A 21,475-nucleotide genomic window follows, 5' to 3' on the forward strand; every position below is an offset into this window, starting at 1 on the left:
TCTGGTCAGTGAGTTGCGGTCGCCCATGACTGGTCACTGACGCAGGAGAGCCCCGCCACCTCTGGCGGACTCTCGCGTCTGCCTCGGACGAGTGCTGCGGGGAGGCTAGCTTCCGGACCGCGCCGCGGAGACGATGGGCTCCACGATCATCCGGGTCTGGGTCATCATCACCTCGATGGCGCGGCCCCGGGCTCCGGCGTCGTCGCTCTCGAAGGCCTCCATCACCTCTCGCGGGACGACCTGCCAGCGCACGCCGTAGCGGTCGACGCACCACCCGCACCGTCCTCGCGGCCGCCATCGGCGATCAGGGCCTCCCAGACCCGGTCGGTCTCGGCCTGGTCCTCGGTGATGATGGCCACGGACATCGACTCGTCGTAGTCCCGGTCATCCCCTCCGTTGAGAGTCTGCATCAGCAGGGGGCCGACCCGGAAGTCGACGGTCACCCCCACGCCCCGGCCGGCGGGCAGGTCGGCGTCCTCTGGGCGCACCGCAGGGCGCACCTCCTGGATCTCGGCGTCGTCGAAGAGCTCGGTGTAGAAGGTGGCGACCTCCAGCGCGTCGTCATTGCGCCACAAGCAGATTCTGGCGTCCTGCATCAGATTCTCCTTGCCCGGTCTGCGCGCCGGACCTTCCCCGACGTGTCCGCGCCCAGATATAGCGAAGCCTGGCCGTGCCGCACCCTGAAATCCGCCCACGGACCACGTCCGGGCATGCCTGTGGCCCGGCCGTCTCCGGCCGGGTGCGGGGCGGGGTCATCTCAGATGCCAGGTGACGCCGAGCGCCGTGACCGTCGCGGTCTTGTCGTGCTGGTGCACCCACGTGTGGTGCCGTGGGCACAGCAGGGCGTAGTTGCTCAGGTCCGAGTCGCCGCCGCGGCCCCAGTGGATGACGTGATGGGCGTCGCACCAGGTCGAGGGCACGGTGCAGCCAGGGATCGTGCACCCTCCGTCGCGCTTGGCCAGCGCGAGCCGTTGACCGGGGGTGACGAGCCGCACGGCCCGGCCCTGGTCGAGGATCTCGCTGTCGGATCCCAGCACCATCGGGATGATCTCTGCGTCGCACGCGAGCCGCCTCGCCACGGCAGCGGTGATCGTCGCGCCCTCCATCGTCTCGCCCGCGCCGGGCAGGGACGGGTCGGCGTCCGCCAGCATCCGCAGCAGGATGTCGAAGTCGATCGCCACGATGAGCTTGGCCTTGGGCGTGGTCGGCTGACCCTTCGTGCCGGCGACGCCGCGCTCGAAGACCGTCATCAGCGCGTCATAGCGCCGCTGCCCAGGGACCCGGGAGTCGACCTCACCGGTCGCCTCCTGCTCCTCGGCCGAGGCCGGAGCGGCCAGCGGGGACATCATGATCGCCCGGACCCGCTCATAGTCCTCGTCGCTGCCGAAGGTCCAGATCAGCCTCTTGACCGAGCCGTCGGCCAGGTTGGACTCGTGGACGTCCCGCAGCTCGTGCTTCGAGCGCTCCCGCTCGTCCCGCTCCCGCTCGGTCAGCACGGTCCGCAGCAGCTTGTTGACCACCTTGTCGATGTCCGCCCGCTCGAACATCGGGTTGCTGGCGGCGTCGGTCATCAAGGTGACGGCATCGGCATACTGCTCCGGAGTCATCGCGCCCCGCACACGCTGCAGCGCCTTGTGCACCTGCCCCGACCGCTCCAGCTCCACCCGCCCCTCCAGCACGGCCGTCACGAGCGGCTCGTGGTCCTTCTCGCGCGAGGCCGCCGCGATCCTCGCGAGGTCGAGCAGGACCGGGCGGGCCAGCTCGGGGCAGCGCAGGGCCAGCCAGTCCGGCAGGCTGTGGCCGGACTCGAGGTGCAGACCACGCTCCGCCGCCTCGCAGGCCATCCGGAGACGGACCCGCATCAGAGCGGCACTGACCCGACCGACAGCCTCCAGCGCCTCGTCCACCTCGGCGTCCTGGAAGCGCACGCTGTCGCCCGCCGCCACGCCCACCCGGAACAGACCGCGCCCCGCGTCCCGCAAACCGCTGGCCAGGACCTCCCCCGGCATCCGTGCCCCGGGCAGCCCGCTCCCCGCCGCGAGCTCGGCCGCCGTCGTCCGGGGAACGTCACCTCCCCACCCAGGTTGCTTCATACGAACAAATGTATGAGAGACCACTGACAGACCTGCCCCACCACCACCTGCCGGGACCGGACCGCGACCTCCCAGGCCGCACTCCGCACCCCGAACCCGCAGTGACCAGCAGATTGCCACCGAATGGCTGGACCGTTAACGTCAGGTGACCGCACGTCGTCCGAGCCTGGACCCCTGCCCCCTCCCACCCCGTGCGGCAGAAGGCGAGCGATGCCCCCGGTCAAGCTGTCCGAGTATCCCCCGGTCGAGAAGATCACCAGCGAGGCCCCGACCAAGCTGCGCAATCTCGCGCTCGCCGCGGTCTTCCTCGGAGCGGTCCTCATCTTCACCCGCCAGCAGTTCGGCCACATCGAGCACTCCTGGCTGCTCATCACGGCCGCGCTGATCGGCGGCTACATGGCCATGAACATCGGCGCCAACGACGTCGCCAACAACGTCGGGCCCGCAGTCGGCTCGAAGGCCATGACCCTGGGCACCGCGATCGTCATCGCGGCGGTCTTCGAGGCGGCCGGTGCCCTCATCGCCGGCGGCGAGGTCGTCAGCACGGTCAAGAGCGGCATCATCGATCCCGCGGACATCGCCGATCCGATGGTCTTCGTCTGGGTGATGATCGGCGCCCTCCTGGGCGCCGCCATCTGGCTCAACGTGGCCACCTGGCTGGGCGCGCCCGTCTCGACGACCCACTCGATCGTCGGCGGGGTGATGGGCGGGGGGATCGCCGCGGCCGGCGTCTCGATCGTCAACTGGCCGGTCATGGGCAACATCGCCGCCAGCTGGGTCATCTCCCCCGTCGTCGGCGGCCTGCTCGCCGCCGGGCTGCTCTACGTCCTGGAGCGCAAGGTGCTGTGGAAGGCTGACCCCGTCCAGGCCGCCACCCGCTACCTGCCCTACCTGCTGGGCCTGATGGCCTGGACGTTCACCACATACCTCGCCCTCAAGGGTGTGCAGAACGTCGCCTCCGTCAGCACCCCGGTCGCCTTCGGGCTCGGCCTCGTCGCCGGCGTCATCACCTTCGCGCTCACCCGCCCGCGGATCGCCCGCCGCGCCCCCGATCTCCAGCAGTCCCGCGAGGGCGTCAACGACCTCTTCACCCTGCCCCTGATCTTCGCGGCGGCACTGCTGTCCTTCGCCCACGGCGCCAACGACGTCGCCAACGCCGTCGGGCCGCTCGCCGGGGTCGTGGAGGCGCTGTCCCACGTCGGCTCCAGCGGCGACGGCGAGGCCGGCATCCCGCTGTGGGTCCTCCTCATCGGTGCCGTCGGCATCTCGCTCGGGCTGGCGCTCTTCGGTCCCCGTCTCATCCGCACTGTCGGCTCCGAGATCACCGAGCTCGACCGCTCGCGCGCCTTCTGCATCGCCCTCGCGGCCGCCCTGACGGTCATCGTCGCCAGCCAGCTCGGCCTGCCGGTCAGCTCCACCCACGTCGCGCTCGGCGGCATCTTCGGCGTCGGCTTCCTGCGTGAGTATCTCGACCAGCGCATGGCCAAGGCCGTCGAGGACGTGCTGCACAGCCACCAGGGCGACGAGCACATCGCGGAGGTGGAGCGGACCCTCTACGAGTTCGTCAACGCCGACGCGGAGACCAAGCGCGAGATGCTCGCCCAGCTGCGTGACATGGGGCACGCGGCGGTCATCGACGCCGCCCAGCAGCGCAAGCTCAAGAAGGCGCTCAAGCGCCAGCTCGTCCGTCGCTCGCACCTGTTCCGCATCGTGGCGGCGTGGATCATCACCGTGCCGGCCTCCGCCTTCCTCGGCGCGCTGTTCTACTTCGTGCTGCGCGGCATGATGGTCTGAGCGGGGCTTCGGGCCTGCCGAGGACGGCGAGCGAGGAGGGCCGATGGCGCGTCAGGAGACCATGACCGGCACCCGCTGGGGGCTGCCCCGCTGGTTCCGCATCTTCGCGATCGTCTTCGCGACCGTGACCCTGGTGGTCCTGGGTCTCGCCCTCGTCGGCGGGCGCAGCCAGCGAGATCTCCTGGCCCCGGGCCTCAACGTGCTGACCGCCAGCTGCATCCTGCTGATGGCGAGGATGGGCACCAGCGCCGACGCCGACGGCCTCAGGGTCACCAATATCGCCACCCGCACGATCCCGTGGCACGACGTGGCCGACCTCGCCGCGAGCAAGAACGGCCGCCCGACCGCGACCGTCCACGCCACCCTCCGCGACGGGAGGCAGATCCCCCTCGCCCACGTGACGCTCTCCGAGCTGCGCCACCTCGAAGGGCTGCGCCCCGGGCCTTCGGGCACGGCGGACACCTCACCTCTCCCGGACTGAGCTCCTCGGCCGGGGGTATGGGGCGTCTCCCCTCCCCGGCAGCCGGCGCCCTGGGTGGAAGGCGGGTCAGCGGACCTCTACCGCCTGGTCCGGCCGCGCCAGCCAGATCCACACCGGCCCGTCGGCGAAGGTCAGCACCTCCCCGTCGACGGTGAGCTCCGTCGGGGCCTCGTCGTCCTCCCTGCTCCACTCCCCCTCCCATGCCTTGCCGTCGCGCAGGACGATCACCTGGCCCTCCCCGACGAGCTGGGCCTCGGGGCTGGTGCCGCTGCGCGTGACGTTCTTCGACTCGTGCATCTCGACCTCCTGGACCACGATCGTCCGGGGCGCGACGGGGTCGCCGGTGATCGCGTCGATCTCGACCTTGCCGTTCGTGCTGATCTCGAAGGTCTTGGACGTCGCGTCATAACTCGCCCGCATCCGCGACGCCGGATAGTTCGTGGCCACCGACGTCGCCTTCTTCCCGCCCGGAGCCGGGTCGCCGAACCGGAAGCCGACGTCCTCCGGCGGGTGGCCGCCACCCCCGCGCTCGAGCAGCACCTCCGGGTCGCCGTAGAGGTTGTGCGGCGCCACCCGCGAGCTGTCGCGCCTGAAGCCGGGACCGTTGTCGGTCACCGAGACCTGGGTGCCGGCGTCGAGATACTCCTTGGTGCGCTTCGAGGACCCGGAGAAGACCAGCGGCACCTCCGTCCCGTAGTTGGCCACGACCGTCGGGTCGTTCGGGCGGGCGCTGCGCACGGGCCCGACGACCTTGGGCAGCTCGGAGGAGAAGATCGCCATGAGCCGCGTCATACCGTGCTCCACCTCGTCCACGTAGACGACGTCGGCCGACCCGATCCCGGACCGCGGGTAGGCGGGGTCGACGTGATCGATCTTCACCGCGAGCACCGGCCCGCCCTCCATCGGCCGGCCGACCTCCTCGGGCGCCTCGGGCGCCTCCGTGGTCACCTCGACCTCGTCGGCGCGTGCGCTGGTCACGGCCGTCTCGGGGGCGCGTCCTACCCCAGCGCCTCCGACAGCATCACGATGATCCCCTTCGGCCCCCGTACGTAGCATCCGGTAGGCGTCCTCTGATGGCCCCCGTCAGCGTCTGCCCTCGCTCCGCGCCTTGAGCCCCTCGGCCTCGTTGGCCAGGTAGCGGTCCGTCAGCCGACGGCAGGCGCGACCCATGACCGACCCCAGCCAGCCCTCCTGCGCCACCGACAGCTCGACCCGGCTCCGTCCGTCCGCGATCCCTCGACCTGGTGGCGCGCCGTGGTCTGCACGCCGGAGCCCTTCGCCACCCAGGTGAAGCCGCGCCCGGCGTCCAGCTCGGTCACGACATACTCGGTCGCCGGGAGCTTCGGCTGCCGGATCCGCGCCCGGCTCCCCACGGCCAGCGGCCCGTCGTCGAGGCGTTCCACACTCGTGACCCTCTCGGTCCACCCCGGCCACGCCTCGACGTCGACCAGCACCTCCCAGACCCGCTCCGGCGGGGCGTCGATCTCCACGGCGATGCGCTGCGGCTCCATGGGACGCATCCTGGCACCGCCGGGCCCGGTGCGTCGTGCCGAGACGCCTGCACACTCCAGCGGTCGGACCCAGCGCCTGACGGTCGCCCTAAACCTCCAGCTCCAGCAGCCGCTTCGGCGTGATCGGCATCTCCCGCACCCGCTGACCGGTGGCGTTGAAGATCGCGTTGGCGATCGAGGCGGGCGTCCCGACCATCGACAGCTCCCCGATCCCCTTCGCCCCGGTCGCGCCGAACCATGGGTCGAACTCGGGCAGGAACTCCACGTCCATCTGCGGCACGTCCGCGTGCGCCGCCACGTGATAGCCGGCCAGGTCCCCGTTGACGACGTGGCCGAAGCGCGGGTCGCGGTAGGACTCCTCCAGCAGCACCCCGGACATCGCCATCGTCATCCCGCCGATCATCTGGCTGCGCGCCGTCCGCGGGTTGATGATCGTGCCGGCGGCGTAGACGCCCAGCAGGCGCCTCACCCTCACCTCCGCGGTCACCCGCGACACGGCCACCTCGGCGAAGTGCGCGCCGAAGGCGTGCAGCGACCGGGACCTGGCCCCGCGCGGCGGGCCACCCCTGGCGGTGACGGACGCACCCTCCGGCGGCGCATCCCCATACCTCTTCCGGAACTTCTCCGAGGCCGCGACGACCGCGTTGCCCCACTCGTAGGTCCCCGAGCTGCCGCCGGCCAGGAAGGCCATCGGCACCCCGGTCCGCCCGATGTCGGTCTCCACCTGATCCACGCCGACCCCGAGCGCATCGGCCGCGATCTGCCGCAGCACGGTGTGCGCCCCGGTGCCGATGTCGGAGGCCTGCAGCTCCACGACATACCTGCCTCCGGTGAAGCGCATCCCGGCGAAGAGCCCGAAGAAGTGCGTCCACGGGAAGGACGCCGCCGCCATGCCGAGCCCGACGAGCCACTCCCCCTCCCGCCGCTGCCCGGGCGCCTGCCGCTCCGACCACCCGAAGAGCTCGGCGCCGCGTCGCATGCACGGGATCAGAGCCCGTGTGCCCCAGTGTTTCCCGTTCTCCGGATCGACGTCCGGCTCGTTGCGCACGCGCAGCTCGATCGGGTCTAGCCCGGCCGCGTGCGCCAGCTCGTCCATCGCGCACTCGAGGGCGAACATCCCGCTGAACTCCCCCGGCGCGCGCATCCACGTCGTGGGCGGGATGTCCAACTCGACGACCCGGTGCTCGGTGCGGCGGTGGGGCACCGCATACATCATCCGCGTGGCGAAGACCGCCTGGTCGCAGCTCGGCTTGATCCGGGCAGTCCCCTGCGTCGACACGTGCTCGACCGCGGTCAGCCGGCCCTGGGCGTCGGCCCCCAGCCGCACGTGCTGGCTGCTCTCCCCGCGGTGCCCGGTCAGCGCGAACATCAGCTGCCGGGTCAGCGCAAGCTTCACCGGCCGCGGCCCGACCACCTTGGCCGCCAGCGCCGCGAGCACCAGGTGCGGATGCGGCAGCGCCTTGCCGCCGAACCCGCCTCCGACGTAGGGCGAGACGATCTCCAGCTGGTGCGGCAGCAGGCCGAGCAGCGGCGCGAGCAGCATCCGGTGCGCGATCGGCCCCTGGTTGCCGTCGAGGAGCGTCAACCGCGTCGCCCGCGGGTCGAGCGCGCTGGTGTCGTGCCAGACGGCGGTGACGGCGTGCGGCTCCATCTGCGCGTGGAACTGCGCGGGGTGCGCATACTCCTGATCGATCCGGTATGCGGCCTCTCGCCAGCCCTGCTCGAGGTCACCCTTGGTCTCGGTGCCGGGTCTCATCAGCACCAGCCGCGGGCTGGTCGCCTCGGGGTCCTGGGGGTCGAAGTGGATCTTGGCCGGCTGCTCGACATAGGTGATCTCGACCAGCTCGGCCCCCTCGCGCGCAGCCTCGGGTGTCTCGGCGATCACGCCGGCGACGATCTGGTTGCGGTGGTGGACGTCGGCGTTCTGGAGGACCCACAGCTCGGCGTCGGTCCGGACCCGCAGCCGCGGCGCGTCCTCGTGGGTGAGGACGCCGATCACGCCGGGCACGGCGAGGGCGGCGGCGGTGTCGATCGCCGCGATCGTGCCCCGCGCGATGGTCGAGACGACCGGCCAGAGGTAGCAGGGATCCTCGACCTCGTGCTCGTAGGCATAGGGCGCCGTCCCGGTCACCTTGAGCGGCCCGTCGACGCGGCGGACCTCGCTGCCGACGCTGCGGGCAGGTGACTCCTGGCTCGACGTCGCGGTGGACGGCGGCGCCGTGGTGGTGGCGCTCGTCTCCCCCGGCAGCGTCTCCGTCTGGGTCATCGCGCCCTCCCCCCGGCCAGGTCCTCCAGCACCGCGGTGACGGTGCGGGTGAGCATCGGGATCTTGTAGGCGTTGTCGCTGCCCGGCTCCGCCGCGGCCAGCTCGGCCTCGATCGCCGCGGTGAAGCTCTCGGCGGTGGCAGGTCCACCACGGAGCAGCCCCTCGGCGGTCAGCGCGCGGTGCGGCCGGTGGGAGACGCCGCCCAGAGCCAGCCGCACGTCGCGGACCACCCCGTTCTCGACGTCCAGCGCCGCCGCGACCGACACGAGCGCGAACGCGTAGGACGCCCGGTCCCGCACCTTGCGATAGCGCGACCTCCGCGCCCAGGGCAGCGGCGGCAGCTCGACCGCGGTGATCAGCTCCCCCGGCTCCAGCGTGGTGTCGCGCTGCGGCTCGTCGCCCGGCAGCCGGTGCAGCTCGCCGAACGGGATCACGCGCTCCTCCGCCGGCCCCACGACGTGGACGAGCGAATCCAGCGCCGCCAGCGGCACGCACAGGTCGGAGGGGTGCACGGCCACGCAGTGCTCGGAGGCGCCGATCAGCGCGTTGTAGGTGCCGAAGCCCTCCCGCGCCGAGCAGCCCGTGCCCGGCTCGCGCTTGTTGCACGGCGTGCTCAGGTCCTGGAAGTAGACGCAGCGCGTGCGCTGCAGCAGGTTGCCGCCGGTCGTGGCCATCGCCCGGATCTGCCCCGACGCCCCGGCGAGCAGCGCCTCGCTGACGAACGGGTAGCGCTCACGCACCAGCGGGTGTGCGGCCAGGTCGGCGTTGCGGACGTTGGCGCCGATCCTCAAGGCCCCGCCCTCGGTCTCCTCGACCCCGCCGAGGTCCAGGCGGCTGACGTCGACCAGTCGCCCAGGCCGGCGGATGTTGAGCCGCAGGTGGTCCACGAGATTGGTGCCACCTGCCAGGTATGCGGTCTCCCCCACCTCCGCCCCGTGGTCACTGATCGGACCGGGGCCATCAGCCAGGGGCTCGCCAGCCAGCTCGAGCGCCTCGGCGACCGAGCCTGCCCGCACGTAGTCGAAGGCCTTCACACCAGCCCCCTCGCCCTCGCCACGTCGGTGATCGCGGCCAGGATGTGGTCGTAGGCCCCGCACCGGCACAGGTTGCCGCTCATCCGCTCCCGGATCTCCTCGGCGGTGAGCCGGACCGGGCCCTGGGCGGAGACGTCGGAGGTGACGTGGGACGGCATACCCTCCCGGGCCTCGGTGAGCATCCCCTCGGCCGAGCAGATCTGCCCGGGCGTGCAGTAGCCGCACTGGAGCGCGTCGCGCTCGACGAAGGCCTCCTGCACCTCGCCCAGGTCTTCGACCGTGCCCAGGCCCTCGGCCGTGGTGACCTCGGCCCCGTCGTAGGACACCGCGAGCGCCAGGCAGCTCAGGATCCGCCGCCCGTCGGCGATCACCGTGCACGCCCCGCACTGCCCGTGGTCGCAGCCCTTCTTGACCGACGTCACCCCGAGCCGGTCGCGCAGCGCGTCGAGCACGCTGACCCGCGGGTCGAGCTCGAGGCGGTGCTCCTGGCCGTTGACAGTGAGCCGTGTGGGAACGGGAGGAGGAACCATGATTCGACCTTGTCAGTGAGGTGGCCGTTCGTCCTCCTGAGTCTCTACACATCCAGGTGTATCATCACACCATGACGCGCACGAACATCGATCTCGACGACGACCTCGTCGCCACGGTCATGGCGCGCTACCGCCTGGACTCGAAGCGGTCTGCGGTCGACTTCGCCCTGCGCCAGCTCGTGCGTGAGCCCCTGCCCCTCGAGGAGATCCTCGCCATGCGCGGCAGCGGCTTCGAGACGACCAACGAGGAGATCGAGGGCGCCTGGACGGCCGAAGAGTGATCGTCGACACCTCGGTCTGGATCGAGTTCCTCCGCCCCGGCCCCTCCCGCGCCGGCGACCACCTCGAGGCGATGCTGCGCCGGCAGGACCCGGTGCTGGTCCCCGAGACCGTCCTTCTGGAGCTGCTCAGCGGCAGCGGCGACGAGGCGCTCGCGGCGCGCCGCCAACGACTGCTGGAGTCCTTCGACGTGGTCCCCCTGGAGCCGGTCGTGGACTCGCTCAGCGCCGCCCGGCTCCAACGCCAGTGCCGTCGGGGCGGCGACGTGGTCCGCAGCCTGGGCGACTGCCTCATCGCCTCCGTCGCTCTGCGCCTCGGCGCCACCGTCCTGCATCACGACCGGGACTTCGAGGTGCTGAGGCGGCACTGCGGCCTGCAGACCGTCTCCCTCCTTGGCTGAAGAGGCTCACCCCCACCCCATACCCTGACATCGTGCCCGAAGACTTCATGATCGCCCGCAACCCGGAGGAGGGCACCACGCTGCCCTACCTCCTGCGGATCCCGTCGGGGCCCGACGGCATCGTGCTCAAGGCCAAGGAGATGTGGCCCCGGACGGGCAAGGTCTACTGCCACCGCGCCGTCGGCTGGCCGCGCGACCCCGAGATCCTGGAGCAGGTGCCGGTCCGCTCCTGCGTGCGCCGCGGCGCGAGCATCGACCTGGTGCTCGACCGTGGCCGGGAGAACCGCTCCCAGTTCGTGCTGACCCGCATCCGCGGCGGCCGCGAGGCGATCTTCTGGCAGACGGCCCGCACCGCCAAGCAGGCCCGTCCTGCCGTGGCGCTGCCGACCGCCCGCGGCTCGGGGGTCAGCGAGTTGGAGATCGTGGTGGACAGCCACGAGCGCTATGCCTGGAAGTTCGAGCACCAGCAGGCGACCACGGTCCGACGGGCCCTGCCTGCGGGCGACTACGCGGTGACCGTCGGCGAGGAGGTCGTGGCCTCGGTGGAGCGCAAGTCGCTGCAGGACCTGGTGAGCACGTTGACCAGCGGCAAGATGCGTTATCTTCTGGCCGACCTCGCGGCGCTGCCGACGGCCGCGGTCGTCGTGGAGGACCGCTACTCCTCGATCTTCAAGCTCGACCGGGTGCGCCCCGCCGTCGTCGCGGACGGCCTCGGCGAGTGCCAGGCGCGCTTCCCCGGCGTGCCGATCGTCTTCTGTGAGACGCGGGCCCTGGCGCAGGAGTGGACCTACCGCTTCCTCGCCGCCGCCCTGGTCCACGCTGCCGAGACCAGGCACGTCGACCTGGAGGCGAGCCCGCTGCCGACGGCGTCGACCCCGTCACCGGCGCAGGTGCGCGCCTGGGCACGACGGGAGGGGTATGCGGTGTCCGACCGCGGCCGGATCCCCGCCGAGGTGCTCGCGGCCTTCGCACGCCGGTCCAGCGACTGATGGGCTGCGGGCGGCCAGCTGCGGACTCACCAGCGCTGCCGTGCCTCCTCGGCCCAGCCGGTCAGGCTGTCGACCACGATCCGCTCCCCAACGTCGTCGAGGACCCACCCGCGAAAGGTCCCGAAGCACTGGTGCGTCTCGGACGCGACGACGCCCAGCTGGGTCTTGGCCACCCTCTCGTGGAAGGGCACCAGCTCCACGTCGACCCGCGCCCCGTGGATCCGCCACGGCCGCATCCAGTCGTCGCGGTCGTAGGTCCAGGTCAGGTCCCCGTGGATCTTGTGCAGCCGGCCGTCGACGATGAGGCCGTTCTCGGTCTGGCCGGTCCCGTCGGTCCACCTGCCACCGAGCTGGACCGCCAGGTCGCCGTCGGGACGCGAGCCGGCAGCCCAGTTCCACCGGACGGCATAGGGCCACTTCCCCCGCCCGTGGTCCAGCACGGCGAAGGAGTCGCCCTCGGCGAAGGTATGCGGCTTCCCCTCCAGCAGGAGGGTCCCGGCGACCGGACGGCCCACGTCCTTGAGCGTGAGCTGGAAGCGGCGCTCGCTCCACGGCACGACCACGGCGAGCGCGTCCCGCTCCCCCGCGCCAGGGATGGTCAGGTCGAGCTCGACGCCCTTGGACCGGGCCTGCAATGTGGTCGTGCCCACGTCCTCGCGGATGTCGACGGACAGGCCCTTGCCCCGACCCGACGCCGGCCCGCCACCGCTGCGCTCGGGCAGGAGCGCCCTGCGACCGAGAGGCACCACGACCTCACGGTTGGTCTCCTGCCCGGTCTCGCGGTCCAGGACGTAGATGCTGTGCAGCGCCGCGTAGTCCAGGCCGGAGACGACGACCCCGACCCCGCCGGATACCCTGTCCCGGTGAGCACCACGGTCGGGACGAGCCCGGCGAGCCGAGACACCGCATACCGTGAGCAGGACCGCACCTGGCTGGTCGCGCTGGCGGCCTCGCTGTGGGGACTGTCGGCGCTGTGGCGAGGACCTCTGAGCCGTGAGCTGCCGTCGCTGACCATCGTCTTCTGGGAGCACGCGCTCCTCACGCTCGTGACGCTGCCGTGGCTGGTCCCGGCGGTGCGTCGCCTCCGGGCCGCTAGCCGCCGCACTCAGCTGTCTGTCCTGGTCATCGGGGGCGGGTCGTCGGCGCTGGCGACGGTGCTCTTCACGGCCGCCTTCCGCCTCGGCGACCCGGTGACGCCGCAGGTCCTGCAGAAGCTGCAGCCCCTCATCGCCCTCGCCCTGGCCGCCGCCCTGCTCGGGGAGCGTCTGCGGAGGAGCTATCTGGCCTTCCTGGTCCCGGCCCTGGTCGGCGCGTGGCTCATCGCCTTCAGCGACCCGCTCCAGGTCTCGGTGGCATCGGCCCGGCCGGCGCTGCTGGCACTCGGCGCCGCCACGCTGTGGGCGGCCGGGACGGTCCTGGGCCGTGGGGCGAGCGCCGCGCTGAGGTTCGTCGACCTCACGGCCCTGCGCTTCACGGTCGGGCTGGTCACCCTCGGCACGGTGGTGGCGCTGACCTCGACCCCGCTCGGCGTGCCGGCCCGCGCCTGGCCCCCGATCGTCGCCCTCGCACTGCTGCCCGGCCTGCTCGCGATGGTCCTCTACTACCTCGCCCTGGGCCGCACGCCTGCCTCCCGCGCGACGCTGGCCGAGCTGACCTTCCCGCTGACGGCGGCGCTCGTCGGGGTCGTCGCGTTCGCCACTCGCCCCTCACCCACCCAATGGCTGGGCATCGGGGTCGTGCTCGTCACCGTCGTCGCGCTGTCCCTGCACGAGCAGCGCTCCCGGCTCCCCGCCGTCCACGAGACCGGCTCCCCATCGGCAACCCCAAGTCTCGACCGGCCCTAGAATCCGAGCCGGTCCCGGCAACAGCCTGTGGACGACGCCGCGCGGTGGCACGGTGAGAGCCATGACGCACGACGCCGCCGGATGATGCAACGCCTGGCAGCCTCGATTGACACCCACGACTGGGCCGGGCTGGCCGCGCTGCTGCACGAGGACTTCACCTGCCGGCTCGTGCACACCGGCGAGACCTTCGACCGCGACGGCTGGGTCCGCTTCAACGCCGACTACCCCGGCTTCGACCGGTTCACGCTCGAGGACTGCATCGGCGAGCACGATCGTGCCGCCGGTCGGGCCACTCCACCGGCTGGGTCGACGATGAGCTCAACCACTTCGAGGTCGCGATGTTCATCACCGTCCGTGACGGCCTCATCGTCGACAACGTCGAGGTCTGGACCGACGTCGGTATGGATGCTCCCCGTGGCACCCGCTCCTGTCGCAGCGTCTCAGATCCGCCCCGCCGGGAATGACACGCGATCGTCATGACTCAGTCGATCTCGTCCCCCGGCCCGAAGACGTCCATCCACGCATTCACAGCACCCAGCGCACGGTTGCTGCCGGCCAACCATTTCGTGCTCGCCCCGTCCAGGGTGATGACCGACCGCTCGCCAACCACTTCGCCGCCGGAGGCGTCCAGCTGGAGCGCGGTCATCTCGCTGACACCCACGGACAGCAGTGCCGGGTCGTCGTGGGCAGCGCCGTAGAGCCGGCCCCACCGCTGCTCGCGGGTCAGCATCGGCTCCAGCGTGACGCCCTCGACGATCCCGAGCGCGGGGGCCGTGTCCACGCCGTCGACCATGAACTCCTCGATCGACTCGTCCTGCGTCGTCGGGTCCGGCGCGGGGACATAGCGCTCCCCCATCACTGCCGTCGCGGCACCGTCGGTCAGCACCGGAATCCGGCCGACCGCACCGGCCAGCACGCGCCGCAGGTCAGAATCGGCGACCTCCTCGCCCATGAGCGACTGGTCACCGCCGACGAAGAGCGCTCCCTGCACCCCGCGGAGGCTGCCGGGTGTGAGCCGCTCGACCGGCACCACGTCAACCCGGCCGCGCCAGCCCAGCTCGCGCACCGCGTCCGCGTAGGCCGCGGCAGCCGCGTCGACCGCCGCCTGATCCGGATACCCCGCGGTGATGACGACCAGCTTGCCTGGCGAGCGGCCGGGGGTGCCTGCCTGGGCCGCCGCGACAAGCTCGGCGAGCGGCTGCGAGTCCGCGGAGTCGTTGTCCCCGCCCCCGAGCCAGAGCGGGGCGCGGCCGGCCACGGCCAGGTCGGGCGCGAGCGTGGGCCCGGTCACGGGGACCGGAACCCCGTCGAGGTATGCGGTGCGCGCGCCGATGTCGTAGGTCACTCCGGTCCCCGGCGCGACCAGATGGGTGAGCACGTCCTGCACCGAGAGGGTGTCGCGTGGGCCGACCCAGTCCAGACCGGTCGCCCGGCTCATGTCCTGCAGCGTCACCGAGCTCGCGCCGAAGACGTCGACGATCCGCTGCTCGTCCTCGATCACCGGGGCGGTCCCCCAGTCGACGCCGATGCCCAGCTTGCCGGGATCGCCATACCTCGCGACCGACTGGCCGGTCCACGACAAGAGGCGACCGAATCGGCCGCGCTCGTAGAAGTGCTGGTCGAGGATCGCGTCCTGCAGACCGAAGGACAGGCCGCGCTCCTCGCTGGCCAGGTCGTCGCCCCAGAAGATGAGCGACATGTCGCGCTCGAGCGCGTTCTCCGGATAGCCGGGCGCCGGATAACCGGCGCCCATCGAGCGCGACTCGACCGCATTGCCGGCGCTGGTGCCGCCGACGACGACGCCCTGCGCATAGGCGGTCGCGAGGTTGGCCTCGGCCGGGGTGTTGGCCAGCACGTGCATGGCCAGCACCTGGTCGCCGCCGAGGACGTAGACGCCGTCGGTCTCCGGATCGGCGAGCGCGCCGGAGTGCGCCGGGTCGAGCGCGTCCTCGCGGGCCAGCAGCGGGAGCAGGGTGCCCTCGCAGCCTCCGGGGAACTGCGCGCGGTCGACCACACCGTCGCAGACCGCCTCGATCTGGTCGGTGCGCTGCTGGGCCAGGCGCAGGTTCTCTTCCCGGTCGGCGGGGTCGTCGCCATAGCTGCTGGGGATGACGTAGAGGTCGACGGTGGCGCCGGTCGCGTTATCGATCACCTCGTGTGCGAAGCCCTGGAGCGACTCGGTGCTGTAGCCGCCGCCGATCGGGGTCAGCGTCCGTGGCGCGTCCGGATCGGCCGCGATGGCGGTCGTCGGCAGCAGCGTGCCGGCGAGGCAGAGGGCGAGGGTCGTGGCGAGGGCGCGACGGGACATGGTGACCTCCTTGGGTGTTGTCTGGCAACCTACGCCCGACCGCGCGCTGGGACGAGGCCCTTGACCAAGTCTTTACCGTCAGGCGTGTTGATGAGTTCCCAGGGCACCCCCACAAGAACTGAATGAGGGGCCACCCACGTCAGTGGCGAGATTGCCCACGGCCCTGCCGGTGTGTGAGTAGCCCGCGGCTTGGTCACCCCTCGATACGCTGGGCCCAGATCACGCCGCCTTGAGGTGCGATCCCGACAACAGCCGAGGTGACCTCCCGCTGATGGGCACAAAAGGCGACGCGCACCATTCCGACACGGTCACGGTCTTCGAGTCCGGAGACGGGATCCTCCTCTTCGGCGGGGAGGACGTGCTCGCGCACCTCGACCGCGAGCTCGGCGGTCTCTCCCGCGTTGTCTCCTCTAGAAGCCTGGCCCGCGCCACCGGACACGCCGCGACAGCCGCCGGACAGCTGTCAGCCCAGAGCGGGCGCTGGGTCAAGCTCACCAAGGAGTCAGCTACCCAGCTCAAGAGGCTCAAAGAGCACTCCATCGACAAGGATGGCTACATCTCCGGCGTCCTCCGTGGCAAGAACAAGAAGTTCGCTCACCAGCTCAAGATCGAGAACCTCTCTAAGGGCGCCCTCCTCACCCCCGCAGCCCCCGCCGTCCTGGGCTCCATCGCCACTCAATATGCCCTCGAGTCCGCACTCTCCGACATCACGGCCTACCTCGAGGTCATCGACGCCAAGCTCGACAAGCTCCTCAAGCAGCGCAAGATCGAGGCGCTGGGCCAGATAGGCGGCGTGACGATGGCGATCGACGAGGCCTACGCGATCTTCGAGGCCACCGGCACTGTCTCCGGGACGACCTGGTCGAAGATCCAGTCGGCGCCATTCGCGCTGCAGTCGATGCAGGCCGAGGCCGTCGCGCAGCTGGCCACCATCGCCGAGGACGTAGAGAAGGCCACCGGCGACCCGGACCGAACGGCAAAGACGCTCGCGGCGGCCGAGGAGGACGCACAGTTCTGGCTCGGGGTGCTCGCGAGGACCATCTCGCTCCAGGACCGGCAGTACATCCTCGAGCTGGAGCATCTGGCAGACCAGCACCCGCACCAGCTAGACGACCATCGACAAGGCATCACCGTGGCCCGCGACAAACGGCTCGGCATGATCTCCCAGGCCCTGAACTCGGTCGCAGGGTCGGTCGTCACCGCCACGCGCCTGAGCAATGCCGTACGTGTCGTCAATCCCCTCAGCGCACCACGAGTCACGCGGCATGCAGGCGCCATCGCGGAGTCGATCGACGCTTTCGCCGAGCACGTCGATCTCCAGATCGGTGATGGCGGTGACGTCTCCGGCATGTCGTGGACACACGCCGCGCGTGGGCTGATGGGAGAGGCTTCCTCCGCGGTGGGTACGGCGGGGAGCAGGGCAGCGGACCGGGCTCGCGCGACGGGTCAGGCGATCGGCGCCGTCGGCACGCGAGCCACCGACCGGGCGCGCGTGGCGGGCCAGGCGGTTGAGGAGCGGGGCAGCGCGGCGGTCCGGAAGATGCGCGCGCTCGACTTCAGGCGCCGCGCGCGTGATGAGGATTGACCCGCTTGCTCCGTCAGGCTGTAGGGAAGACTGAAGAGCATGCCGACTGAAATGGGAATCTGGCGGGTCGATGGTGAACAACCCCGACGACTGACTCCATCGATGATGCCCTTGGAGTCACTCCTGGAAGGATCCTTGGAGAAAGACCCGTCGCTGCTGGGTGAAAAGGTTCTGGTGATCGGGCGCCAGGTGACCACTCCGTACAACACGCGAATAGATCTTCTGGCGATCGATGTCGAAAGCACAGTCCACGTGTTGGAGTTGAAGAGGGACAAGACACCCCGCGAAGTCATCACGCAACTCCTTGACTACGGTTCATGGATCTCCACGCTTGACCGCGAGGAGATCATCGCCCGAGCCTCAGCCCATCTGGGCCAGCCTTTGCGGAGGCCTTCGACGATGCGCCGGTCCCAGACGAGATCAATGCCGACCTGCGCCTCACGGTCGTGGCTTCCTCCCTCGACCCAAGCTCAGAACGCATCGTTACCTACCTGCGCGAGTTTGGAGTCCCGATCAACGCAGTGTTCTTCTCCTTCCTGGAGGACGACGAACGGCAGTACCTGGCACGATCGTGGTTCGCCAGTGAGGAAAGTGGGGAGCCTGTCGCCGAGGGTACTCGTACGGGCCGCGGTGCCAAACGTGCGGCGTGGAACGGGATCGACTGGTACGTGAACTTCGGTGAGGGCGTCAGTCGCTCCTGGCAGGACGGGCGCGCTCCTGGCAGGACGGGCGCTCCTACTCGTTCACCTCGGCCGGAGGCGGCGACTGGTACTCGCGCACCTTCAGGAGGTCATCGGCTGCAGACGGGGACACTCCGGGGAGTCCGCGACGAAGATCAGGGCCAGTCTGGTCCCCCTGCGGACCGAGAGGTATGCCGCATACCCCGTCTGCTGGTGCAGGCTCACGATCTCGCGGCGGACCTGTGCCGAGAGGCCGATCTGCCGGTGCAGCGAGACGCCCAGGCCGTGCAGCTTGTAGCCCAGCTCGTAGCGGGCCGCGCCCTTGATGTGGACCAGGTAGTCGAGGTCGACCAGGCTGCCGGCGAGGCGGTAGACGGTCGGCAGCGGCAGGTCGAGCTCCTGGGCCAGCTCCTTGGCGCTGGCGCCGCCGCGGTCGGCGACCGCCTCGAGCAGCGCGAGCGTGCGGCGGACGGCGCGGGCTCCCTCGGTCACACCGCCAGTGTGGCCCATGCCCCCCTTGACGTGCGGCGCCGGTGTCACCACGATGCGGGCATGTACTTCATCGTCGTCAAGTTCCCCGTCAAGCCCGAGTCCGCCGAGCAGTGGATGGACATCGTCCACGACTACACCACCAAGTGCCGCGCCGAGGAGGGCAACATCTTCTTCGAGTGGTCGCGCAGCGTCGAGGACCCCAACGAGTTCGTCCTCGTCGAGGCCTTCACCGACGAGGGCGCCTCCGCCCACGTGGCCAGCCCCCACTTCAAGGAGGGCATCGAGGCCATGCGCCCGCACATCACCGCCACCCCCAAGATAGTCTCCCGCCAGGTCGACGGCGACGGGTGGGACGAGATGGGTGAGCTCAAGGTCGACTGAGACCCACAGATCCCGTCAGCGGGTGCGGTAGCCGAGCAGCACCGCCCCGCTGTCGAAGGTCCTCGACCGGATCAGGTCGAGGTCGAGCTCCATACCCTCCGGGACGAGGCCGCGGCCCCTCCCCTGGACGACGGGAAAGACGAAGAGGTTGATCTCGTCCACCAGCCCCGCCTCGAAGAGCGCGTGACAGATCGAGATGCTGCCGGTGACCACGATCTGGCCGTCGCCGTCCTCGGCCTTGAGCGCGCGGACCTGGTCGAGCCAGTCGGGCCCGAGCACCTCGGAGTTCTGCCACTGCGGGTCGGTCATCGTGGACGAGACGACGACCTTGCGGACCTGGTCCAGCTCCGCGCTGATGCCGGTGCCGTCGTCCGCGTGGTCGGGCCAGTAGCCGCGGAAGGCCTCGAAGGTGACGCGGCTGACGAGGCTCGTCGAAGTTCCCCAGTGATGCTCACTGAATTTCCCCACCTTGGGCGGTGGTCAGTGTAGGGGTTGGCGGGTGGCGGCTCGCAGGGTGCCCTGGCGGGCGTGGTGGTCGCGCAGCCGGTAGGAGTCGCCTTCGAGGTTGAGCACGACGGAGCGGTGCAGGAGCCGGTCGAGCATGGCTGCGGCGACGGTGCTGTCGCCTAGGACCTCGCCCCAGGATGCGACGCCGCGGTTGGTGGTGAGCACGATGGACGTCTTGAGGTAGCGCTGGGAGACGACCTGGAACAGCGCGGAGGCGGCCTCGCCGGGCAGCGGCAGGTAGCCCAGCTCGTCGATGATGAGCAGGGTTGGGCCGGCGAAGAAGCGCATGGTGGTGGCCCAGCGTCCTTCGATCGCGGCGCGGTGGCACCGGGCGGCCAGATCGGCGGCGGTGGTGAAGTAGGTGCGGTACCCGGCCTCGGCCGCGGCCCGGCCCAGGCCGACGGCCAGGTGCGTCTTGCCGACGCCGGGCGGGCCGATGAGCAGCACGTTGGTCGCCGACTCCAGGTACCGGCAGGTGGCCAGTTCGTCGATGAGCTTGCGGTCGACGTTCGGGGCGGCGTCGAAGTCGAAGTCGGCCAGGGTGGCCGGGGTGGGCAGTGAGGCGAACCGGAGCCGGCCGGCGAGCTTGCGGGCCTCGGTCGCCTCAACCTCGCGGGCGAGCAGGTGCTCCAACGTCGCGGTCATCGACCACCCCTGCTCGGCGGCGGTTGCCAGGACGGTGGGCAGGTGCTCGGCGGCGGCGTGCAGCTTCAACGCGGCCAGGTGGGAGCGCAGCTGCTGGTAGGTCGACGCCTGGCTGGTGATCATCGGCGCCGGCAGCGCCTCGGTCGTCGTCGCGGTCGTGGGTGTGGTGTTCATCGGGTCAGGGTGTTCCTTCCTCGGGCTGCTTTGTCGTAGGCGGACAGGTCGATGACCACGTCCGCGGTGGTGGCGGGCTCGGGTTGGTGGCGGGCGCGCAGCGCCTGCGCGGCTGCCTGGGCTGCGGGGCCGGGTGGGATGCGTTCCTTGCGCCGGTGCGGCACAGAGGCGTCGTGCCCGGCGAGGACGCGCGCCTCGAGCGCGGTGACGTGGGCGTGCTCGCGGACCATGACGCCAGCACCGTCGGGGGCGAGCTCGTGCCGGGCGATCACCGTCCCGGAGGTGGTGGCGATGTCGATGCGCGTGCTGCCCAGGCGCCAGGTGACGGTCACCTGGGCACGGGCGAGCTCGGGGGCGACGGAGTAGAAGTTGCCGCGCCAGGCCACCAGCGCCTGCGCCGAGACGACCCTCTCCTCGGTGATCGACGCGGGGAACGGGACGGTCGGGACCGGGGCCAGCGGTTCCTTGGCGGCGAGGGTGAGCACGGAGGCCTTCCCGTCGGGGCCGCCGGGCCGCATGCGGGCATCGCCACGGGTGGTGCAGAACTTGTCCAACGACGCCTGCGCCTGCTCCACGGTGACCTCGTCGGCCAGGGTGCGCCACCAGCGTTGGGCGGCGGTGTGGTTGGCCTTCTCCACCACGCCCTTGCGGTTGCCGCGCCGCGGCGGGCAGATCTCCACACCGACGCCGTAGTGCTTGGCCACCGCGGCGAACGACGCGGACACACGCCCGGTGGCCGGGTGGCACACGGTGGCCATCCGGTCGAACCGCCACGAGCGCGTGAGCCCGCCGAGCGCTCTGGTCACGCGGTCGAGGGCGCCGATGAGGTGAGCCTGGTCCATCGAAGGGCACAGCACGCCGCGCCACCGGCCGGAGTGGGCCAGGGCACCGACGAGCAGGAACGCCTTGGTGCCCCAGCCCCAGTGCTCGGGCGGGTCCGGCAGCTCGACCCAGTCCCACTGGGTCTCCTCACCCGGTGGGTGCTCGATCACCGCCGCCGGGCGGCCCTTCGTGCCGGCGCACGGTTCGCAGTGCGGGCGCAGCCCGCGGGTGCGGACCTGCCGGGTGAAGGTGGAGTAGGCCTTGTCGTACCCCAGCTCGACGACCTCGTCGTACAGGGTCATCGCCCACAGGTGCGGGTCCTCGGCCAGCCGGGCGCGGACGTAGTCCACGAACGGCTCGAACGGGTCCTGCCCCGCCGGCTTGCGGACGCCCGCGGCCCGGTCTCCGCGCAGGTAGGCGCGGATGGTCTTACGGTCCCGACCCAGATGCCGGGCGATCGCTGAGATCGTCCAGCCCTGCCGGGCCAACGCGTGAACTTCGATGTCTTCCTCCCGTGACAGCATGGGACGAGGGGCTCCTTCGAGTAGGCGTGTGGTCAGAGACCGCCATCATCGAAGGAGCCCCGCCCGTCCCCGGATGGGGCCACAGGGTGGGGAATTTCAGTGAGCAGAACTGGGGAGATTCACCTGAGCGCCGTCA

Annotated in this window: 22 protein-coding genes and 2 pseudogenes; 11 read left to right on the top strand and 13 right to left on the bottom strand. The window is 70.9% G+C overall.

Translation table 11 applies throughout. The features are described from left to right. Window positions 1–221: 221 nt before the first annotated feature. Together ACTMMA_RS10470 and ACTMMA_RS10475 are read right to left on the bottom strand one after the other, a co-directional pair. Window positions 222–596 (bottom strand): VOC family protein, encoded by a 375-nt coding sequence (locus ACTMMA_RS10470; protein ID WP_441190070.1) that lies wholly within the window; start codon window positions 594–596, stop codon window positions 222–224. A gap of 156 nt (window positions 597–752) precedes the next feature. Continuing rightward, window positions 753–2,093, bottom strand: coding sequence for an HNH endonuclease signature motif containing protein (locus ACTMMA_RS10475; RefSeq protein ID WP_441190071.1), 1,341 nt, complete (start codon window positions 2,091–2,093; stop codon window positions 753–755). A 210-nt stretch (window positions 2,094–2,303) separates the two neighbouring features. Between ACTMMA_RS10475 and ACTMMA_RS10480 the strand changes: the two genes are divergently transcribed. Further along, a complete protein-coding gene (locus tag ACTMMA_RS10480) occupies window positions 2,304–3,887 on the top strand; it encodes an inorganic phosphate transporter (RefSeq protein WP_441190072.1) in 1,584 nt (527 codons plus the stop codon). A gap of 43 nt (window positions 3,888–3,930) precedes the next feature. Further along, window positions 3,931–4,368, top strand: a complete 438-nt coding sequence (locus ACTMMA_RS10485) for a PH domain-containing protein (RefSeq protein ID WP_441190073.1) — start codon at window positions 3,931–3,933, stop codon at window positions 4,366–4,368. Between the two features lie 66 nt (window positions 4,369–4,434). Here the strand turns inward: ACTMMA_RS10485 and ACTMMA_RS10490 are convergent, their stop codons facing one another. The 5 genes from ACTMMA_RS10490 to ACTMMA_RS10510 form a co-directional block, all read right to left on the bottom strand. Next, complete coding sequence (locus ACTMMA_RS10490; RefSeq protein ID WP_441190074.1) at window positions 4,435–5,346, bottom strand: DUF3048 domain-containing protein; 912 nt, start codon at window positions 5,344–5,346, stop codon at window positions 4,435–4,437. 167 nt (window positions 5,347–5,513) lie between these two features. Beyond that, entirely contained in the window at window positions 5,514–5,879 is a 366-nt protein-coding gene (locus ACTMMA_RS10495; protein ID WP_441190075.1) for an SRPBCC family protein, read from the bottom strand. 88 nt (window positions 5,880–5,967) lie between these two features. Next, window positions 5,968–8,145, bottom strand: coding sequence for a xanthine dehydrogenase family protein molybdopterin-binding subunit (locus ACTMMA_RS10500; RefSeq protein WP_441190076.1), 2,178 nt, complete (start codon window positions 8,143–8,145; stop codon window positions 5,968–5,970). Beyond that, complete coding sequence (locus tag ACTMMA_RS10505; RefSeq protein ID WP_441190077.1) at window positions 8,142–9,179, bottom strand: FAD binding domain-containing protein; 1,038 nt, start codon at window positions 9,177–9,179, stop codon at window positions 8,142–8,144. Before ACTMMA_RS10505 ends, ACTMMA_RS10500 begins: the two co-directional genes overlap by 4 nt. Continuing rightward, on the bottom strand, window positions 9,176–9,709 hold the full coding sequence (locus ACTMMA_RS10510) for a 2Fe-2S iron-sulfur cluster-binding protein (protein ID WP_441190078.1): 534 nt from the start codon (window positions 9,707–9,709) through the stop codon (window positions 9,176–9,178). The genes ACTMMA_RS10505 and ACTMMA_RS10510 overlap by 4 nt, the downstream gene beginning before the upstream one ends. A gap of 71 nt (window positions 9,710–9,780) precedes the next feature. Here ACTMMA_RS10510 and ACTMMA_RS10515 point away from each other — a divergent pair, with 71 nt between their 5' ends. The 3 genes from ACTMMA_RS10515 to ACTMMA_RS10525 are packed head-to-tail and all read left to right on the top strand — an operon-like array spanning window position 9,781 to window position 11,377. Continuing rightward, the gene (locus ACTMMA_RS10515) at window positions 9,781–9,990 is read left to right on the top strand and encodes a type II toxin-antitoxin system VapB family antitoxin (protein ID WP_441190079.1); all 210 of its coding nucleotides are present in this window, start codon (window positions 9,781–9,783) and stop codon (window positions 9,988–9,990) included. Further along, window positions 9,987–10,388 carry a type II toxin-antitoxin system VapC family toxin gene (gene vapC, locus ACTMMA_RS10520; RefSeq protein WP_441190080.1) on the top strand — a complete coding sequence of 134 codons (402 nt, stop codon included), beginning with the start codon at window positions 9,987–9,989 and terminating at the stop codon, window positions 10,386–10,388. Before ACTMMA_RS10515 ends, vapC begins: the two co-directional genes overlap by 4 nt. A gap of 32 nt (window positions 10,389–10,420) precedes the next feature. Beyond that, on the top strand, window positions 10,421–11,377 hold the full coding sequence (locus ACTMMA_RS10525) for an ERCC4 domain-containing protein (RefSeq protein WP_441190081.1): 957 nt from the start codon (window positions 10,421–10,423) through the stop codon (window positions 11,375–11,377). Between the two features lie 26 nt (window positions 11,378–11,403). Here ACTMMA_RS10525 and ACTMMA_RS10530 read toward each other — a convergent pair whose 3' ends face one another. Further along, window positions 11,404–12,297: a DUF2804 domain-containing protein gene (locus tag ACTMMA_RS10530; RefSeq protein ID WP_441190091.1), complete on the bottom strand. Its 894-nt coding sequence runs from the start codon at window positions 12,295–12,297 to the stop codon at window positions 11,404–11,406. On the opposite strand from ACTMMA_RS10530, the gene ACTMMA_RS10535 reads away from it, so the two are divergent. The 3 genes and pseudogenes from ACTMMA_RS10535 (at window position 12,241) to ACTMMA_RS10545 (ending at window position 13,685) form a co-directional block, all read left to right on the top strand. Beyond that, entirely contained in the window at window positions 12,241–13,221 is a 981-nt protein-coding gene (locus ACTMMA_RS10535) for a DMT family transporter (protein WP_441190082.1), read from the top strand. The two genes, ACTMMA_RS10530 and ACTMMA_RS10535, sit on opposite strands and share 57 nt — an antisense overlap. 84 nt (window positions 13,222–13,305) lie before the next feature. Continuing rightward, window positions 13,306–13,506, top strand: a pseudogene (locus tag ACTMMA_RS10540) (nuclear transport factor 2 family protein); the annotation flags it as partial. A gap of 53 nt (window positions 13,507–13,559) precedes the next feature. Continuing rightward, on the top strand, window positions 13,560–13,685 hold the full coding sequence (locus ACTMMA_RS10545; RefSeq protein WP_441190093.1) for a hypothetical protein: 126 nt from the start codon (window positions 13,560–13,562) through the stop codon (window positions 13,683–13,685). Window positions 13,686–13,702: 17 nt separating this feature from the next. Here ACTMMA_RS10545 and ACTMMA_RS10550 read toward each other — a convergent pair whose 3' ends face one another. After that, entirely contained in the window at window positions 13,703–15,529 is a 1,827-nt protein-coding gene (locus tag ACTMMA_RS10550) for a Type 1 glutamine amidotransferase-like domain-containing protein (protein ID WP_441190083.1), read from the bottom strand. A gap of 271 nt (window positions 15,530–15,800) precedes the next feature. Here ACTMMA_RS10550 and ACTMMA_RS10555 point away from each other — a divergent pair, with 271 nt between their 5' ends. Together ACTMMA_RS10555 and ACTMMA_RS18195 are read left to right on the top strand one after the other, a co-directional pair. After that, window positions 15,801–17,114: a hypothetical protein gene (locus ACTMMA_RS10555; protein ID WP_441190084.1), complete on the top strand. Its 1,314-nt coding sequence runs from the start codon at window positions 15,801–15,803 to the stop codon at window positions 17,112–17,114. Between the two features lie 697 nt (window positions 17,115–17,811). Beyond that, a pseudogene (locus ACTMMA_RS18195) lies at window positions 17,812–17,865 on the top strand (hypothetical protein); the annotation flags it as partial. A 31-nt stretch (window positions 17,866–17,896) separates the two neighbouring features. On the opposite strand, the gene ACTMMA_RS10560 reads toward ACTMMA_RS18195, so the two are convergent. After that, window positions 17,897–18,286 carry a helix-turn-helix domain-containing protein gene (locus ACTMMA_RS10560; RefSeq protein ID WP_441190085.1) on the bottom strand — a complete coding sequence of 130 codons (390 nt, stop codon included), beginning with the start codon at window positions 18,284–18,286 and terminating at the stop codon, window positions 17,897–17,899. A 60-nt stretch (window positions 18,287–18,346) separates the two neighbouring features. On the opposite strand from ACTMMA_RS10560, the gene ACTMMA_RS10565 reads away from it, so the two are divergent. Further along, window positions 18,347–18,667: a putative quinol monooxygenase gene (locus ACTMMA_RS10565; protein WP_441190086.1), complete on the top strand. Its 321-nt coding sequence runs from the start codon at window positions 18,347–18,349 to the stop codon at window positions 18,665–18,667. A gap of 15 nt (window positions 18,668–18,682) precedes the next feature. Here the strand turns inward: ACTMMA_RS10565 and ACTMMA_RS10570 are convergent, their stop codons facing one another. Genes ACTMMA_RS10570 through ACTMMA_RS10580 form a run of 3 tightly spaced genes read right to left on the bottom strand, consistent with a single transcriptional unit; the run spans window position 18,683 to window position 21,339 of the window. Further along, window positions 18,683–19,135 (bottom strand): dihydrofolate reductase family protein, encoded by a 453-nt coding sequence (locus tag ACTMMA_RS10570; RefSeq protein WP_441190087.1) that lies wholly within the window; start codon window positions 19,133–19,135, stop codon window positions 18,683–18,685. 12 nt (window positions 19,136–19,147) lie between these two features. After that, a complete protein-coding gene (gene istB / locus ACTMMA_RS10575) occupies window positions 19,148–19,993 on the bottom strand; it encodes an IS21-like element helper ATPase IstB (RefSeq protein ID WP_441188763.1) in 846 nt (281 codons plus the stop codon). Next, window positions 19,990–21,339: a Mu transposase domain-containing protein gene (locus ACTMMA_RS10580; protein ID WP_441188762.1), complete on the bottom strand. Its 1,350-nt coding sequence runs from the start codon at window positions 21,337–21,339 to the stop codon at window positions 19,990–19,992. Before ACTMMA_RS10580 ends, istB begins: the two co-directional genes overlap by 4 nt. Between the last annotated feature and the right edge of the window lie 136 nt (window positions 21,340–21,475).

The sequence above is a fragment of the Ornithinimicrobium panacihumi genome, assembly GCF_052073805.1.
GTDB lineage: Bacteria > Actinomycetota > Actinomycetes > Actinomycetales > Dermatophilaceae > Ornithinicoccus > Ornithinicoccus panacihumi.

What these genes read in the sequence shown, in the direction of transcription:
- ACTMMA_RS10555 (WP_441190084.1), top strand. Translation starts at nt 15,801, where the DNA reads ATGGGCACAAAAGGCGACGCGCACCATTCCGACACGGTCACGGTCTTC.
- ACTMMA_RS10565 (WP_441190086.1), top strand. Translation starts at nt 18,347, where the DNA reads ATGTACTTCATCGTCGTCAAGTTCCCCGTCAAGCCCGAGTCCGCCGAG.
- ACTMMA_RS10495 (WP_441190075.1), bottom strand. Translation starts at nt 5,879, where the DNA reads ATGGAGCCGCAGCGCATCGCCGTGGAGATCGACGCCCCGCCGGAGCGG.
- ACTMMA_RS10480 (WP_441190072.1), top strand. Translation starts at nt 2,304, where the DNA reads ATGCCCCCGGTCAAGCTGTCCGAGTATCCCCCGGTCGAGAAGATCACC.
- istB (WP_441188763.1), bottom strand. Translation starts at nt 19,993, where the DNA reads ATGAACACCACACCCACGACCGCGACGACGACCGAGGCGCTGCCGGCG.
- ACTMMA_RS10500 (WP_441190076.1), bottom strand. Translation starts at nt 8,145, where the DNA reads ATGACCCAGACGGAGACGCTGCCGGGGGAGACGAGCGCCACCACCACG.
- ACTMMA_RS10515 (WP_441190079.1), top strand. Translation starts at nt 9,781, where the DNA reads ATGACGCGCACGAACATCGATCTCGACGACGACCTCGTCGCCACGGTC.
- ACTMMA_RS10485 (WP_441190073.1), top strand. Translation starts at nt 3,931, where the DNA reads ATGGCGCGTCAGGAGACCATGACCGGCACCCGCTGGGGGCTGCCCCGC.
- ACTMMA_RS10545 (WP_441190093.1), top strand. Translation starts at nt 13,560, where the DNA reads ATGTTCATCACCGTCCGTGACGGCCTCATCGTCGACAACGTCGAGGTC.
- ACTMMA_RS10580 (WP_441188762.1), bottom strand. Translation starts at nt 21,339, where the DNA reads ATGCTGTCACGGGAGGAAGACATCGAAGTTCACGCGTTGGCCCGGCAG.
- ACTMMA_RS10470 (WP_441190070.1), bottom strand. Translation starts at nt 596, where the DNA reads ATGCAGGACGCCAGAATCTGCTTGTGGCGCAATGACGACGCGCTGGAG.
- ACTMMA_RS10510 (WP_441190078.1), bottom strand. Translation starts at nt 9,709, where the DNA reads ATGGTTCCTCCTCCCGTTCCCACACGGCTCACTGTCAACGGCCAGGAG.
- ACTMMA_RS10475 (WP_441190071.1), bottom strand. Translation starts at nt 2,093, where the DNA reads ATGAAGCAACCTGGGTGGGGAGGTGACGTTCCCCGGACGACGGCGGCC.
- ACTMMA_RS10550 (WP_441190083.1), bottom strand. Translation starts at nt 15,529, where the DNA reads ATGTCCCGTCGCGCCCTCGCCACGACCCTCGCCCTCTGCCTCGCCGGC.